Origin of the sequence: Pseudomonas sp. KK4, assembly GCF_001984065.1 — a bacterium.
Classification (GTDB): Bacteria; Pseudomonadota; Gammaproteobacteria; order Pseudomonadales; family Pseudomonadaceae; genus Aquipseudomonas.
In genome coordinates this window covers 82,476-96,619 of record NZ_LYVP01000011.1, presented here as the reverse complement: position 1 = coordinate 96,619, position 14,144 = coordinate 82,476, and the positions used below count along the sequence as shown (strand labels likewise).

Annotated in this window: 21 protein-coding genes and 1 pseudogene; 19 read left to right on the top strand and 3 right to left on the bottom strand. The window is 55.6% G+C overall.

Annotated elements, in window-relative coordinates; genetic code table 11:
* The 13 genes and pseudogenes from B0W55_RS31515 to B0W55_RS06770 all read left to right on the top strand — a co-directional run.
* Window positions 1–218, top strand: a pseudogene (locus tag B0W55_RS31515) (hypothetical protein); the annotation flags it as partial.
* Between the two features lie 124 nt (window positions 219–342).
* Entirely contained in the window at window positions 343–666 is a 324-nt protein-coding gene (locus B0W55_RS06820) for a hypothetical protein (protein WP_077045246.1), read from the top strand.
* A gap of 167 nt (window positions 667–833) precedes the next feature.
* On the top strand, window positions 834–1,085 hold the full coding sequence (locus B0W55_RS06815) for a DUF1654 domain-containing protein (protein ID WP_077045245.1): 252 nt from the start codon (window positions 834–836) through the stop codon (window positions 1,083–1,085).
* A 432-nt stretch (window positions 1,086–1,517) separates the two neighbouring features.
* Window positions 1,518–1,781, top strand: a complete 264-nt coding sequence (locus B0W55_RS06810; RefSeq protein WP_077045244.1) for a hypothetical protein — start codon at window positions 1,518–1,520, stop codon at window positions 1,779–1,781.
* 74 nt (window positions 1,782–1,855) lie between these two features.
* The gene (locus tag B0W55_RS06805) at window positions 1,856–2,152 is read left to right on the top strand and encodes a hypothetical protein (RefSeq protein ID WP_077045243.1); all 297 of its coding nucleotides are present in this window, start codon (window positions 1,856–1,858) and stop codon (window positions 2,150–2,152) included.
* Entirely contained in the window at window positions 2,149–2,364 is a 216-nt protein-coding gene (locus B0W55_RS06800; protein ID WP_077045242.1) for a hypothetical protein, read from the top strand. The genes B0W55_RS06805 and B0W55_RS06800 overlap by 4 nt, the downstream gene beginning before the upstream one ends.
* The gene (locus B0W55_RS06795) at window positions 2,361–2,555 is read left to right on the top strand and encodes a hypothetical protein (protein ID WP_077045241.1); all 195 of its coding nucleotides are present in this window, start codon (window positions 2,361–2,363) and stop codon (window positions 2,553–2,555) included. The genes B0W55_RS06800 and B0W55_RS06795 overlap by 4 nt, the downstream gene beginning before the upstream one ends.
* Window positions 2,552–2,677, top strand: a complete 126-nt coding sequence (locus tag B0W55_RS31080; RefSeq protein ID WP_256576225.1) for a hypothetical protein — start codon at window positions 2,552–2,554, stop codon at window positions 2,675–2,677. Before B0W55_RS06795 ends, B0W55_RS31080 begins: the two co-directional genes overlap by 4 nt.
* Window positions 2,678–2,833: 156 nt before the next feature.
* A complete protein-coding gene (locus B0W55_RS06790; RefSeq protein WP_077045240.1) occupies window positions 2,834–3,571 on the top strand; it encodes a hypothetical protein in 738 nt (245 codons plus the stop codon).
* On the top strand, window positions 3,568–4,131 hold the full coding sequence (locus B0W55_RS06785) for a siphovirus Gp157 family protein (RefSeq protein ID WP_077045239.1): 564 nt from the start codon (window positions 3,568–3,570) through the stop codon (window positions 4,129–4,131). The genes B0W55_RS06790 and B0W55_RS06785 overlap by 4 nt, the downstream gene beginning before the upstream one ends.
* A 7-nt stretch (window positions 4,132–4,138) precedes the next feature.
* Window positions 4,139–4,381: a hypothetical protein gene (locus tag B0W55_RS06780; RefSeq protein ID WP_077045238.1), complete on the top strand. Its 243-nt coding sequence runs from the start codon at window positions 4,139–4,141 to the stop codon at window positions 4,379–4,381.
* Window positions 4,378–4,839, top strand: coding sequence for a hypothetical protein (locus B0W55_RS06775; protein WP_077045237.1), 462 nt, complete (start codon window positions 4,378–4,380; stop codon window positions 4,837–4,839). Before B0W55_RS06780 ends, B0W55_RS06775 begins: the two co-directional genes overlap by 4 nt.
* Before the next feature lie 81 nt (window positions 4,840–4,920).
* Window positions 4,921–5,235: a hypothetical protein gene (locus tag B0W55_RS06770; RefSeq protein ID WP_077045236.1), complete on the top strand. Its 315-nt coding sequence runs from the start codon at window positions 4,921–4,923 to the stop codon at window positions 5,233–5,235.
* Window positions 5,236–5,575: 340 nt separating this feature from the next.
* Here the strand turns inward: B0W55_RS06770 and B0W55_RS06760 are convergent, their stop codons facing one another.
* The 3 genes from B0W55_RS06760 to B0W55_RS06745 all read right to left on the bottom strand — a co-directional run bounded on the left by B0W55_RS06760 (window position 5,576) and on the right by B0W55_RS06745 (window position 7,620).
* The gene (locus tag B0W55_RS06760; protein WP_077045234.1) at window positions 5,576–6,163 is read right to left on the bottom strand and encodes a hypothetical protein; all 588 of its coding nucleotides are present in this window, start codon (window positions 6,161–6,163) and stop codon (window positions 5,576–5,578) included.
* Window positions 6,164–6,248: 85 nt separating this feature from the next.
* Window positions 6,249–6,587, bottom strand: a complete 339-nt coding sequence (locus B0W55_RS06755; RefSeq protein WP_077045233.1) for a hypothetical protein — start codon at window positions 6,585–6,587, stop codon at window positions 6,249–6,251.
* 469 nt (window positions 6,588–7,056) lie between these two features.
* Window positions 7,057–7,620: a hypothetical protein gene (locus B0W55_RS06745; protein ID WP_077045231.1), complete on the bottom strand. Its 564-nt coding sequence runs from the start codon at window positions 7,618–7,620 to the stop codon at window positions 7,057–7,059.
* A 126-nt stretch (window positions 7,621–7,746) separates the two neighbouring features.
* Between B0W55_RS06745 and B0W55_RS06740 the strand changes: the two genes are divergently transcribed.
* The 6 genes from B0W55_RS06740 to B0W55_RS06705 all read left to right on the top strand — a co-directional run bounded on the left by B0W55_RS06740 (window position 7,747) and on the right by B0W55_RS06705 (window position 14,068).
* Window positions 7,747–8,034: a hypothetical protein gene (locus tag B0W55_RS06740; RefSeq protein WP_077045230.1), complete on the top strand. Its 288-nt coding sequence runs from the start codon at window positions 7,747–7,749 to the stop codon at window positions 8,032–8,034.
* A gap of 22 nt (window positions 8,035–8,056) precedes the next feature.
* The gene (dcm, locus tag B0W55_RS06735; protein ID WP_077045229.1) at window positions 8,057–9,685 is read left to right on the top strand and encodes a DNA (cytosine-5-)-methyltransferase; all 1,629 of its coding nucleotides are present in this window, start codon (window positions 8,057–8,059) and stop codon (window positions 9,683–9,685) included.
* 205 nt (window positions 9,686–9,890) lie between these two features.
* Window positions 9,891–10,532 (top strand): hypothetical protein, encoded by a 642-nt coding sequence (locus tag B0W55_RS06730; protein ID WP_077045228.1) that lies wholly within the window; start codon window positions 9,891–9,893, stop codon window positions 10,530–10,532.
* Between the two features lie 566 nt (window positions 10,533–11,098).
* Complete coding sequence (locus B0W55_RS06720; RefSeq protein WP_077045226.1) at window positions 11,099–12,169, top strand: hypothetical protein; 1,071 nt, start codon at window positions 11,099–11,101, stop codon at window positions 12,167–12,169.
* Window positions 12,170–12,828: 659 nt separating this feature from the next.
* Window positions 12,829–13,035, top strand: a complete 207-nt coding sequence (locus B0W55_RS06710) for a DUF4224 domain-containing protein (RefSeq protein ID WP_077045225.1) — start codon at window positions 12,829–12,831, stop codon at window positions 13,033–13,035.
* A gap of 1 nt (window position 13,036) precedes the next feature.
* Window positions 13,037–14,068: a tyrosine-type recombinase/integrase gene (locus B0W55_RS06705; protein WP_077045224.1), complete on the top strand. Its 1,032-nt coding sequence runs from the start codon at window positions 13,037–13,039 to the stop codon at window positions 14,066–14,068.
* The last annotated feature ends 76 nt before the right edge of the window (window positions 14,069–14,144 follow it).

Genomic DNA, 14,144 nt, shown 5'->3' with positions numbered 1-14,144 from the left:
CCCCCCCACCCCGCCGCTACGCTTTCCTTATTAACTGGCGGAAAAGCCATGCCAGACGAACTCATCCCGCCCTGCTCCACCGACTCAACCAGAACATCATGGCCATCGGCTGCGCGGTAGAAGAGATTGGCATCTGGATCAATCAGCGCGGCTCAACGGAGATGTCGAAGCGTATTGAGGATCACTTGGCCGTGCTTTTCGGAAATGCGGACTGCTGAAACAAATCGTTGAGCTGATTGCCAGGTGCGAGCCTGACGAAGAAATTGATCCGGAGGACTGAGCACTCCAATGGTGGCCGTGAGCCATGAATGATAGAGTGCGGTCTTAATTTGGAGGGAACCGATGAAACATTATCTCGCCTTTGGCCTGCTATCCGCATGCGTGGCAATGCCTTTGTTTGCAGCAGAAAAACCCGATGAGTGCGAACAAATGGATGGGATGGCAGAGACAGTAATGCATGCCAGGCAATCCGGTGTGCCAATGGCAAAACTATACAAAATCGCAGTTAAGGACGATGGCTACGTATCTAGGATATACAAGATGCTTATCGATGGAGCCTACAAAGAAAATCGTTTTTCCTCACCGGAATATCAAGCGAAAGCGGTAACAGATTACAGAAATATAATTTTTCAAGCATGTGTTAGTAACAGGGACAAGAAAACCTGACCTTCAAGCCTTGCCAGAAGCCCGCCACCAAGCGGGCTTTTTTGTGCCCTCTGAAAAGATATGTGCGAATTGTTTACATATCCGAAAGGCTAAGCGGACCCCCTCTTGTCAAAATATTACAGGACCAATACTGTATGTTTATCCAGTACAAGCAAGGAGCGTTTCCCATGCACAAAATCGCGTCACCCGTAGCGCCTTCCCGAGAATCCTATGAATTGGTGGGTCGGCGAATCCAGCGCCTGATTGCAGCGCCTGGCGTTCAAAAGGTCCAGGTCATCACCGTCGCGCGCAACGACGATGAAAGCCCCGAGGCCTGGCATCAGGTGATTCAGGAGATCGAGGAAACGAGCGGCGTGCGTATTGAACACCTGGACGGCAACACCGTCAGGATCGGGTGGCGAGAGTACTGCGAAGCCTGAAACGAGCCCGCCACTGAGCGGGCTTTTTATTGACTTCAAATTTCAGCATTCTGAATTATTTTATTCAGCATGCTTGACACGTTAATTTCAGCTTGCTTAAATTCAACTCAAGCCGATGCATCACCGGCACAGCAGCGAAAGCCGCGCCGCTCTTTAACAGTCAGGAATCTTCGCGGATCGATCCCCGGCAACGGGCACAGCGCGAAACATAAATTTCGATCTCCATGCAGGCTCTGGAACCTGCCGGACTCCCCTCATGGGAGGACGCCAAACCATGCAAGCCAGCCGGCGAAGAACACCGAACACGAAATGTGTGACGCCGGCCAGGTGGGGAAACCGAGGCGCCGCGCATGGGGCGGACAGCAAAACGGATTTTTTCACTGATGCACCTGGGCGACCGGGTGCATTGGGAAAACAACCGGAGCAACAGCCATGCGCATCAATGTGTACAGCCAGGAACTGACCAACGAGGTCATCCATGTGGAGAAGGCTTCCAACACCGGAATCACTTACCACGCAGCCCAACTGATCCTGCACAGCAGCGAACACCTTCACCACCCGCCAGAGGACGATGACCGAAGTGCCGTCATATTCTGGCTGCCTAAATCGGAAAACCGCCGCGAACAGATGGCCCTGGCCTTTGAAGAAATCGCCCGGATCTTTCGGGAGTCACCGCTGGCTACCGGCCTCGACTGAATTGCATCACTTCTGCCCATTCCACCGAGTGGGCAGACGGATGCAACCACCCCGCCACTACGGAGGCGACCACCATGACTTACGAAGTGATTGTTGAAGGGTTCGTCCTCCAGGTGGAGGTGACCCATTGCGAGAACATCCCGCCAGCGCTCAACAGCTGGAACAGCGATTGGGACTTCTACGGCAGCCGCGAGCTCGAGTTCAAGGTTGTTTCGGCCATCTGCTACGACGATGACGGCGTACGGATGAGCGCCCAACCCTACTGGTCGCTGGCAGCGCTCACCCAGGAGTACGGCCGGGAGATTGAAACGGCGTTGTGGGTCGAGATTGATGCCAACACGCGCCGGCGGCATGGACGGTGGGCAGCATGAGCGCCAGCAATCACGAACTGGCCATTGGCATGCTCGCCGGCTACATCGAACGCATGATCGATCCCGATTGCAGCCCCGTTGTGGTCAAGGCCTCCGCCGGTACCGCACTTCTGATCTTCCGTACGCTGAGCATCATCAGCGCCACCGAGGAAGCCGACTACGCCGAACGCCTGCGCCGTGTTTACGAGCGTCGGCAAGGAAGAGCCGCATGACGACTCCACCAGTGAAAAGCCTGATCGACGAACAGCTCGACGACATCGAGAGCAAGATCGCCCTGCTCGGCTTTGGCCTCCCTTTCAATGAGGTTATCGGCCGTCAACGTCACGAACTGGTCGCAAACCTTCCCCAGCGCCTGGCCCCGACCATGAAAGGAAGACGAATAGCGGTGAGGGTTCGACCATGAAGCTCATCTACTGGGCGCTCGTCACTGTTCTGGTTGCCGGGGCTGCCGCTTATAACGCCGTGCGGGAATCCACCAGCATCTGCCAGGTGCCGCACTCAACCACCTACCGGGTTTTCCGTTGACTGCCCGCCAATGGACGCGCCGCGTTTTGATCTGGCGCGGATCGTTCTCAGCCATTGGCATCTTCACGTTCCTGATGCTGCTCAGCGCTCTGGCTGATCGCGTTACCCAATAATCCACACCTTCAAACGCTGCGTGCATCGCGGCAAGGATTCCCCATGTCTGACAACACCAGAATCTGGGACCAGGTTGACACCACCGACCCCAGTGCGACGAAAAACTTCACCGGAATGGGCGGCTTCAAAGGCACAGCCATCAAGCCCACCTACCTCATGCGTAAGGCGACCGAGGTTTTCGGGCCGTGCGGCGAAGGTTGGGGGTGGACGGTGCTCGAAGATCGGTTTGACGAGGGAGCCCCGCTGCAGGCACCCACTAAAGAATGGCCGGAAGCTCCGAGAATCAATGCAAAGCTGCACACGCTGAAGGTCGAACTTTGGTACCTGGGCAAGGACGGGCAGAAATGCACTGTCGAGCATTACGGCCACACGCCGTTTGTTTACTTCCAGCAAGGAAAAATCATGACCGACTGGGAGGCAGCCAAAAAGTCGCTCACTGACGCCATCGGCAAATGTCTGCAACCTCTCGGGTTCTCCGCCGACATCCATATGGGTCTGTTCGACGACGCAACTTATGTCGAAACGGTGCGGGATGAAGTAGCACTGAACAAAGCCGAAGACCGGGTCGCCGAGGAAGATCGCCAGAAACAAGAGCGACTGGACTACATCAAGTCAGTTATCGACACCATGGCCGGCGCCCAGTCTGCGCAGGAACTGAAAAAGATCCACGACATCGCTGTACGCAAGCTAACCATTCGAAAAGACACCAAGGGTGCCGAGCGCATTTCACTGGAGTGGAAGCGCATCACTGAAGCCACTGAAAGGGAGAACGCAGCATGACCCAACTCTACAAGCTCACCGGCCAGATGGCCGAACTGCAAGCCATGGCTGATACCGACGACGAGGGTCTGAAAGAGGCCCTGCAAGACACCATGGATGCGATCCAAGGTGAATTCGAGATCAAGGCGGACAACATTGTCATGCTGCGTCGGAACATCGAAAGCGATATCGACGCCATCGACAAAGAAGTCGACCGGCTCAACGAGTTGAAGCGCGTGAAGAAAAACAGTGTCAGCCAGATTAGCGACTACCTGCGTCGCAACATGGAGGCCGCCGACATCAAGTCGATCAAGCGCCCCCTCTTCACCATTACCCTGGCGCTCGCACCGGAAAAGGTGATTGTCGACAAGGAAGACGAAATCCCGGATGACTTCATTGAAACAAAGACCGTATTCGCTCCAGACAAGAAGTCGATTGCGGCAAGGCTGAAGGAAATCCGTGATCACAACGATGCAGTACGCAAGCGAATGAACGCTGGCGAAGACGCAGAACACGAACTGCTTCCCGAGCCGATCTGGGCGCACCTGGAGCGCGGCGAGAGCTCTATCCGGATCAAGTGAGGCCACCATGATCAGCAACCACCTCAACCTCATCGAGCAGCAGCGGCAAAGCGCGGAATCAATCAACGACCGGGTCGCTCAGTACCTAGCCGCCGGCGGACAGATCGCTCAACTGAAAAGCACCCCGAGCAATCCGCTGCCGCCGCCCCGCTCGCAGAAGATCGATCCCGAAACGGTCCTCAAGCGCAAACCCAGAGGGTTGAACTGGGCGCAGCGCCAGGCGTTACGGAAACTGGCGGACTCACTATGAAAGTGCGCAAGCCCAACAACATGCGCGCCCGGATAGAACGGTCCTGCCGGGCGCTGCTCAGCACTAACCACGTTGCAGTGGTGAACATCGATCCCAGCGGGCGCCAGGGGATGATCAACTGGAAGAACTGCAAGAACATCCCGCCCGGCCAGCGCATCGCCGATGCGGTCTGCGACTTTGCCCACCGCTGGACGATCTACCTGAGCGTCCAGTGTCGGGACCACCGCGGGCACCGCTACACCAAATCCGTCGAGGTCGCGCCCCAGGGCAACTACCTGGCCGCGCACCTCGAGGACGTGATCGTGGAAACCTACAAAGACCTGGTCGCGGAGAGCAATCCAAATCACCGAGTCGCATCGGGCTGGATCGCGATCCCCGCCCAGGTCTCACTCACAGTAGAACAGGCTGCCCGGGTGTTCGACGCCGTGGGCGTCTGGAATCAGCAGAAAGCAGCATGAGACGAATCAGCAACCAGGTGCGCCAGCGCCGACGACAGACATGGCTGGATATACCGGCCCACGGAATTGAAGAGGCAGGCCATGGCCAAGAGCAATGCAGATCGCTCAGCGAAAGCCGCGGCGAAGAGGAAGGAGCGCGGCGAAGAGGAAATCAGGCTGCACTGCCTGCCCGGCACGCGCCAAGCCCTTGCTGAGTTGATGACTTGGAGCGGAATCGAGGAGCAAGGCGAGGCGATCACGCTGATGATTCATCACCTGCACAGCCTTGGCCCGGGCGGCGCCCTTCCACTGCTTGAGCCGCCGCCGCGACACGAATACGCGATACCCGAAAACGTGTCGCGGAAATTGAAGTTAGCTCACGACCGCGAGGCTCTTCGAATTGTTCATTACGAGTAACGTTTTCCGGGAGGCGTAGTTCCCGGCACGTAAAGTAACTCCTCGTCGATTGTGTTGAGTATCGGGATATCTCCTACCCTTGGCATTCTTTCAAGTGCAATACGCGTTGGCGCCACATCAAAGATTCGGCCACGCTGAATGGCAATTAAGCTGCCACTTACCCGGAATACACCACAGCCTGGGCAGTCAATTTCGCGATAGTCCCCCTGCGGTGGGTTTTCTTTCGCAGGCCCTCCGCAAACCAAGCATTCCATATAGCCTCCTTGATCCGGCTAACTGCCGTTCTTAAGTAATATTCCAACCCAAAAACAATTTCGACCACCGCAATGGAGAAGTGCAGCTAATGTTCATTTTGATCATAAGGTGCCACGCCATATATTTCCTCCTGGGATGGTCGCGGCGCACCGACCGCTGCTGCGGACTCGAAGACTCGCACAGCCGCAATAAGATGCTCGTAAATCTCGGAGGTCATACTAAGCCATCGCTTGTACTGAAAGGCTTTTTCAGTGTTTTTCATGTTGACCCAATGCTGGTTTAGAAGCATCGATCGAGCATCACTTACCAAAGTGTGGATCAGTCCGAGAGCTAACGCCGACCTTTTAGCGGCATGATTTGGAAGTTTTAGAAGGGGATACAGATCGTTGATTAATACAGATTTGGAAAGAGCATCAAGCTCTTCCAGTAGTTTCAAAACATAGGGCTCAGAGTTGGAAAACTCGGTTTCCCCAAATGCAAAACACGCCGTAAGAGATGCTGATTTTCTTTCGAGGGCGAAGAGCGGGCCGAGCATCTTAGCGGCAGCCAATTCTGAGCGATCTGTTTCAGCCCTCCTATTTGCCCAAGCAGCTTGACCGGAAATCCCTAGGGCAACGACAACAGCGGCCACCGTGCCTATGGCCGATAGCATGTCCCACGGCGTATCCGCCATTTAAACCTCCTTGGTCCGACTACATGCCGGGCCGAACACAAATACCCCAAGCCAAACCAAATTGCCACCACCGGTCAGGGAGGACCTACTCGACTTTGATCTTCACGTTCGCCTCGGACTCCATCGTAGGCCGACGTAGCTCTGGGTCATTTGCATCTAGGCACCGGAACTGCAGTTCAGCGCTGGCATAGCGCGCGTATCCAGAATCTCGGGATGCATCTTTCACCGGCATCAGCTGCTTCCCTTTGTTTTCGCAAAAGGTATTGGCCTCCTGGTACAGCTCTGCCTTTACGGCTCCACCGCCAAAAGTAGTGAAGCTACCGTCCTTCGCGATCATGTAAGTGTCGCGCCCCATTGGCACAACACCTGGACCAGAGCAGCCAGCGATGAACAATGCAATTGTTGAAACCATCAAAATCCGCATCTATTGCGCTCCATGCGTGAGTGATGGCGAATCATAGAGCCATCACTCTGCCACTTCACCAAATTTCACACAGCCGCATCCAGTAACGGAGGGCGGCGCCTGACTGGAGACCACAAATCAGTGCTTTCTGCTTTTCCCCAAGCCGAAAGCACCGATGGCTTGAGTTTCGGTTGGAGCTTTGAAATCCCCCTTGCTGAACTCGGGCTCACTCCCCAGCAAGCGCTTTATCCGCTTTTCGCGGATTCTCGCGGGAAGCATCGAGCCCATGACCTTTGGGCACTTAATCACGTGTTCTTCCCAGCGGGCTGCTCTAATTTGATTCTTGCAGCCAGGACAAAGTTTTAACAGTTTCGCTGTTGCTTTTGTCAAAGGGCTCGCTCCATGCTGGGCCGAACACAAATAGCTGAAGGCCGCCAGTAAGGTGCGACCGATCAGCGATCAGACTTTTGTGTTTTATCTGCTGATACAATTAAAGTCTTGCTAAATTAATTTGCCTACTCAACCGAGCGTTTCGGATTTCCAAAAGCCGTATTTCTATTCTGCTGACTATTATACAAAATAAGCTTTTATAGTACTTCACATATCCAGCAGCGTTCATATCCCACTCTTTAAGTGGTCTACCTTCTTTTACCGCATCGGGCGGAACATCGAAACGTTTAAAACCTGCCATAGACTCTTTTGCCAAAACGGAAAACCGTAGAGTGTCTATTTTTGCCTTCACACTTATGTCATCGAACGAAGCAGACAACGGAGAATGGGCAAACTCATTCCTCAGCTTCCTTATCACCATCAAATCATGAAAAATATCGTCATCAATCAGCCCAAATCCACGAGCTATCAAAACCTTAGAAGAAAATGTGCCTACAGCCCCATTGCCATCAAAACTGGTTTTTATATAGCGTTTGGACAACCCGTTGAACAGAAAAGCCCGTTCTATATCTTCAGCAAGGTAGCCCTCCAATATCGACGCACCGACAATCACACACCCCCTATCAGACTCTTCAATTAGATCGAATCTCTCTTTTTCTGCCATCACACATCGCTCTCTGACTACTTGTGCACTCGGTGCCCAAGGTTGCCTGAACCTAATGTGAGTCGCCAGTGCCAGTTTCGTGAGCATCCCACCACAGCGAATCACGCCAGCCGGCGAGGATCCCCTATGTCCGAAGAACAATCTCCGGCCTCCCGCGATGAGCGCCTGGTCACCCTTCCTATGTGGATCATCGAGGCTGTGAGTGCAGAAGTTCGCCTTGAGGCTCACGTCTGGTCGGACATGGCGCGGCACGTTGAGGCGTCGCTGGCCCAGGGCGAACAGGCGCTGCCCTGCGACGTGAAACTGCCCCCGGCCACGGTGTTCTGCAAAGGCACCAAGGTCAGCACGCTGATGCTTGGCATTCAGCAGCGGCTGAAATTTCCCCCAAACGCTCGCGTATTCGAAAAAACCTGAACCACCCCGCTGAGGAAGTCCTATGGAAATCACTTACGGCTCGGTCTGCTCCGGCATCGAGGCGGCAACGCTTGCATGGAAGCCGCTCGCCATGCGCGCCGCCTGGTTCGCAGAGATCGAGGCCTTCCCCAGCGCGGTGCTGGCTCACCATTACCCGAACACGCCGAACCTTGGCGACATGACGAAGCTCGGGGCCCTGGTCCTGGCCGGAAAGATCGCCGCGCCTGAGGTGCTGGTCGGCGGGACGCCTTGCCAAGCCTTCAGCGTGGCCGGCATGCGCCAGGGTCTGCTCGACCCGCGCGGCGCTCTCACCATCAAATACGTGGAGCTTGCAGATGCAACTGACTATGTTCGCGCCGGCCAGCGAAAGCCCGCCTGCGTTGTCGTCTGGGAAAACGTCCCAGGTGTCCTCAGTGACAAAGGGAACGCCTTCGGATGTTTTCTTGGCGCGCTTGCTGGGGAAGACTGCGAACTGCAGCCTTCAGGGAAAAAATGGCCGAACGCTGGTTGTGTGTATGGACCCAAAAGAACAATCGCGTGGCGGGTCCTGGACGCCCAATATTTCGGACTGGCCCAACGACGCCGCCGTGTGTTCGTTGTCGCAAGTGCTCGAGACGGATTCGATCCCACCGAGGTACTTTTTGAGCGAGAAGGCATGCGCCGGGATACTGCGCCGCGCCGAGGCCAGGGGCAAGACGTTACCGGAACAGCTCCTTTCGGCCCTGCGCTCCAGTGCGGATGCGGAGAAATCTTCGGCGAAGAGCTCGGACCGTACGGCTGCTTGAACTGCGAAGGCGACGAAGGCCCGGCGGTCTCAATGTTCGGCGGGATACCGGCGTTCGGCGGGCACAGCCTGGCAGCCTCGATCGAGCAGGCGGCCACCCTGACGGCGAAAGACACCCGCATGGACATGGAAAGCGAGACGTTCTTCATAGCACCGACGCTTGCCGGGGGTGCCCGCAAGTCTGGCGGATACAGCTACGACGATGTGCCCTGCGTTGCCGCGACACTCGATGCGAGCTATGGCCGGCTTCAAGGCTGCTCAGGCCAGGATGCGAACCACGGTCACAGCCACCTCGTAGTGCACGGAACACAAGACCCTTGCATCAGCATTGAACAAGCCCACACCCTGGGCCGAAACAACGGGCAGGAGAATGCGGTACTGGCGTTTACCCAGAACAGCCGCAGCGAGGTTCGCTACATCGGTACTGACGGACAAGTAGTAGGAGCTCTTGCCGCAGAGGCAGGTGCTCAGCAGCAAAGTTATATTCACTGCCGCGACGTGGCTCAGACCATTACCAGCAATTATGGAAAGCAGTTGGACAACACGAACTCGGCGTTAGGGCCAAACATCGTTGCTGAGCTTTCGCCCACCTTGCGCTCCGGAAACATGCGCAACAACAGCAACCCGGTTACTGAGGCCGATATGTTGGTGGGTGGCCCAGCAGTTCGCCGCCTGACCCCCCGCGAGTGCGAGCGTCTCCAGGGTCAGCCCGACGACTACACGCTGATCCCTTGGCGCGGCAAGCCTGCTGAGGAATGCCCAGACGGGCCGCGCTACAAGGCAATCGGTAACAGCAAGGCCGTCACCGTCGTTCGCTGGATCGGCCAGCGGATCCTCAAGCAGATCACAGCCAGCCCGTACGAATGATCACGTAGACCAAACGGATCAACGCAGCGATCAGATTTATCCACTCGGTCAGTCGTTTCATGCGGCGGCGCTCTGGCATTGTCGGCAGTCAAAGCATGCGGCTCGACTCATTCGCTCGCAAACACCTTCGCGCTTAATTGAAACCAACCGTTTATCGCCCATCCCACCATCCACCGCCCGGGCATGACCCGGCATAGGACGCCCCATGCCCACAGAAAACAAAACCGCTGAGCCGCTGAAGGTTGAGCGCTCGACAGTCACGAAGCTGGTGATCACCGGCGCGCCGCGTCTCGACGCGATTACCGTGTTCCTCGAGGACTTCGGCCGCCGTGACTGCCCTACTGAATCCAACCCGAGCTATCAGACCGCCCAGGGCAAGATCACGATCAACTGCTGGGACAACAGCTGGAACGCCTACTGGGGTGGCATGGGCCCGCGCACCGTCGCGGAGTTTGTTGCCGACTGTGACTGGCATTACATCCTCAACTGCCTGAATCGCGGGATCAGCCCCACCGTGTTCAGCGGTAATGCCCTCCACGCCCTGGCTAAGAAGTGCATTGTCCAGCGCCGCCGGCAACAGACAGGGCGCCATGAGTGGGAGCTGGGCGAGCTGAGTAAAGACGAAGCCCGAGAGCTTTGGTGCGACATCGACGAACTGCGCGGCATAGAGAGCGCTAACGAGTGCTGGCATCAAAGCAGGTTACTGACAGAACTGTTCGGCGATGAATGGCATTACCCACTCGACGGCAAGGCTGTCGAGGAAAATCATAAATTCACGTACCTGCGCCGAGTTGTCGAGGTGGTTCAGCAGGCGCTGCGCCAAGAACAGCAACAGGAGGCAGCATGATCAAACTCTTCTGGCCCCTGGTCGCCAATCTGCTTGCCCGCCCGGCAGTGGCCGACTAGCTCAGTTATCCGACTTCAGCGGCCCGTCTGTAGGTCGACCATCAAGAGCAGGCATTGGGTCTACTCGGATGCCCGCCACGGCGCTTACCCATGCCGAATAGGCGGTGCTTTGTCGTGCTAATGCTTCATCCCAACGACTTCCTGAGAGCTCCCCAGCGACTACCAGCATCATCAATTTGGTTGTAGCAGCGTCAAGCTCCACAAGAAGGACGTGTGATTGGAATCTGAAGTCGTCGGTAGGAATCATGGTAGTGCTCAGTTTTCTGAAGCGGAGGTATTGACCAGTTTTTTCGCTTGGTTCTCCTCTGTGAATTCTGGCACAAAAACCTATACAACTTATTAATTCTTGTACAAGCCTTGTAGAACAGCATTTCAGAGTACATTTGTACTCCACCCGAAAATCTACTCCCTACCCCTTCAAAGTCAGCCGCTAAAGCGGCAAAGGAACAGTCATGCCTGTACAAAAAATGATTCGCCCCGTAGAAGTCGTACGTGACGAGGGCGGGTATGAAAAAGGAGCGGGATGTGGATAAGCGAAGAGGTGGTATTACCGTGGATTTGGCAGAGGGCTATCCCATTTTCAAGAAAGTAGATGGGCAACTTATAGAAATTGAGAAGGCTGAACCCGGCAGGCGCTATGGGCTTGAGACGAGCTTGGCCGATGGCGGAACTACTTGTTACGTCCAGTACACGGATGAAGAGGAGGCGGCTGCTGATGCGCAGAAAGCTGCATGGGATGCCGGTGCGAAGGAGCGAGAGGTGGAGGAAACAAGAATTGCTGAAGAGGTAGCGAAGTTCGAAGAGTCGCTTAGATTTGAGACTCGAATAACCGCATTTATTGATGTGCTCGGCTGGAAAAATGCGGTCGAAGATGCAGCCAAAGGCGACAGAGAACGCGTTTTAGCGCTAGGGAAAGCCCTCGCCGGCATGCAGGGCTACAGCAAATTTACTGAAACCCTCAGAGGACTTGCTCCGGAAGATGAGCGATGGCCCGGCGACCCAATAGTTAGTCAGTTTTCTGATTCTTTGTTACTAAGTTTCAGCGATGATCAGTCAGGAAGAGACGCGCTGAAACAGGCGCTTTATGCCCTCACTTCGAATCTTATTCCTCACGGGCTATTGCTGCGGGGCGGAGTTGCTCGAGGACAGCTGTTTCACCAAGGCTCACTTGCCTTTGGACCTGCCATTCACGAGGCGTACCTCTTGGAAAGTGCGGTTGCTTCTAGTCCCCGAATCATTCTTTCAAAGGAACTGGCTAAAGATTGGGTAGAGGACGGGGTTGAGGGGGAGGTTACTTGGCGATCCTCCGGGGACGGCTACAGATTCTTCAATTTCCTCCCGCCTTTTTGGGGGAATCCATTTTTCTACAACAGTAACGACTTGTGGAAGATGCGATTAAACCCAATTCGGGATTTGATAATTTCCAAAGCACTCGACCGGAACTGTCCCGAGGCTGTATTTGCTAAGTACGAATGGCTTGCAGGATATTTTGACGCGGTATGTGCAGAAAACCCTGCCTGCGGTGTCGATATGGTTTTGCTAGAAGCAGCTAGTCTCAGATGGGGCGTTAAAACATAAGCCGCGAGCCTGAGACTTCTCGGTGCATATTGCCAGGTCACGTGTAAGAGATAAGCCCACCCTGTCAAGTTGCGGCCACTCAGCATTTCTCTGAAACAGCTGGCAGGGCGAACTAACGAACCTTATTGGAGCGGGCCTTCCTCGTATATTAGCTATTCCACGATACGCACCGCCAGCACCCCTACGAATTTATTCAACTGCAATCCAAAACCTTACAACTCACAGCCTGCCGTTGAACGGCGGGCGAGGATTCGTCATGTCCGATTTTCAAACCGAATCCACACCCACCGCACGAAAGGAACACAAGTGCTGCGAGTGCTACGGCGTCGTTCAGCCTGGTCAACAGTACAGCCTTGTCACGGGCTGCTGGGACGGCGACATGGATACCTTCAAAACCTGTATGCCCTGCGTTGAGGCTCGCACTTAGGCCACCGCTCAGCCTGAATGGTGCGGCGACGGAGAGCACCTCTATTACTTCGGGCGGCTCAACGAGGACCTGGCCTACCTTGCGCCAGAGATCAGATCTGAGGACGGCCGGAGATTCCACGCGTACCGCTGCAGGTGCTCATGAACAGGCGCCGTGAAGCTGGCCGGTCGATCCGAGCCGCAGCGTAAATCATTCACTACCTTCTGCCGCCACGCGCGGCATGGAGCAGCTCATGACCATCCAGTTTCTATCCCACGAGGAGGTTTGCGAGCTCACTGGCGCGCGAACCAAAGCAGGACAAATCCTCAACCTGAAGAAGAATGGCGTCCGCCACACGATTAAAGTGAACGGCTGGCCAAGCGTTACCGCCATGGCAGTGACCGCGGTCGGAACGTTTGAAGCGGAAAAACCCATATGGAAATCACGTAAGGCCAGCTGACATGGGACGACGACCAAGTAAACCGGGCTCCATCGCCCGGCTGCGAGAGCGCAAGAAGGCCAGCGGCCGAGTCTTCTACTATTACGACACTGGCGGCAAGGACCGCAAAGAAATTCCGCTTGGGAGCGATTACGGGCTTGCGATCATGGAGTACGCGAAGCTGGAGCGTGACCGCGCAGCGACCGATCTTGTCGCCAAAGTCATAACTTTCCGCTATGTCGCTGAAAAATATATGGTCGACATTGTTCCTTCCAAGGGGAAGGCCACGCAGTTCGATAACAAACGCGAAGTGAAAAACCTGATCGCGTTCTTCGATGATCCGCCCGCGCCACTGGAGACGATCGAGCCGTTGCACGTTCGCCAGTACCTCACCTGGCGCAAAGCGGCCCCCGTCCGGGCGAATCGTGAAAAAGCGCTGCTCAGCGCCATCTGGAACTACGCCCGGGACAAAGGTTATACGTCGCTCGCCAACCCCTGCGCGGGCATCAAAGGCAACAAAGAAACCGGGCGGGACACGTACGTTGAGGATGCGCTGTTCAAGCGCGTGCACGATAAGGCCGATGTTGGCCTTCAGGATGCCATGGACCTTGCCTATCTCACCGGCCAGCGGGTGACCGACACCAGGTTGATGGATGAGCGGGACGTGCGCGACGGGCAAATTTGGGTGCTGCAGGGAAAAACAAAGGCGAAGCGCCGGATTGAGGTAACTGGTGAGCTGAAGGTTTTGATTGATCGAATCATGTCCCGAAAGTCAGAACACAAAGTCCGCTCGACGCGGCTGATCGTTACAGAAGACGGCACACCGATGACGGTGGCGATGTTGCGCAGGAGGTTTGACTTGGCCAGGGAGGCGGCCGGGGTGAAGAAATCCGAATTTCAGATGCGAGATTTACGCGCCAAGGCAGGCACGGACAAAGCCGAGTCCAGCGGTGACATCATGCAGGCGAGAGATCAACTTGGGCATACGACCGTGGTGATGACTGAGCAGTACATCCGCAATCGCATGGGCAAGAAAGTCACTCCTACTAAGTGAATTGCGGACCAACATCAAAATAGCGGACCAGAAACAAACAAGGGTTTGCATTAGCTTTCGCCCGCAAACCCTTGAT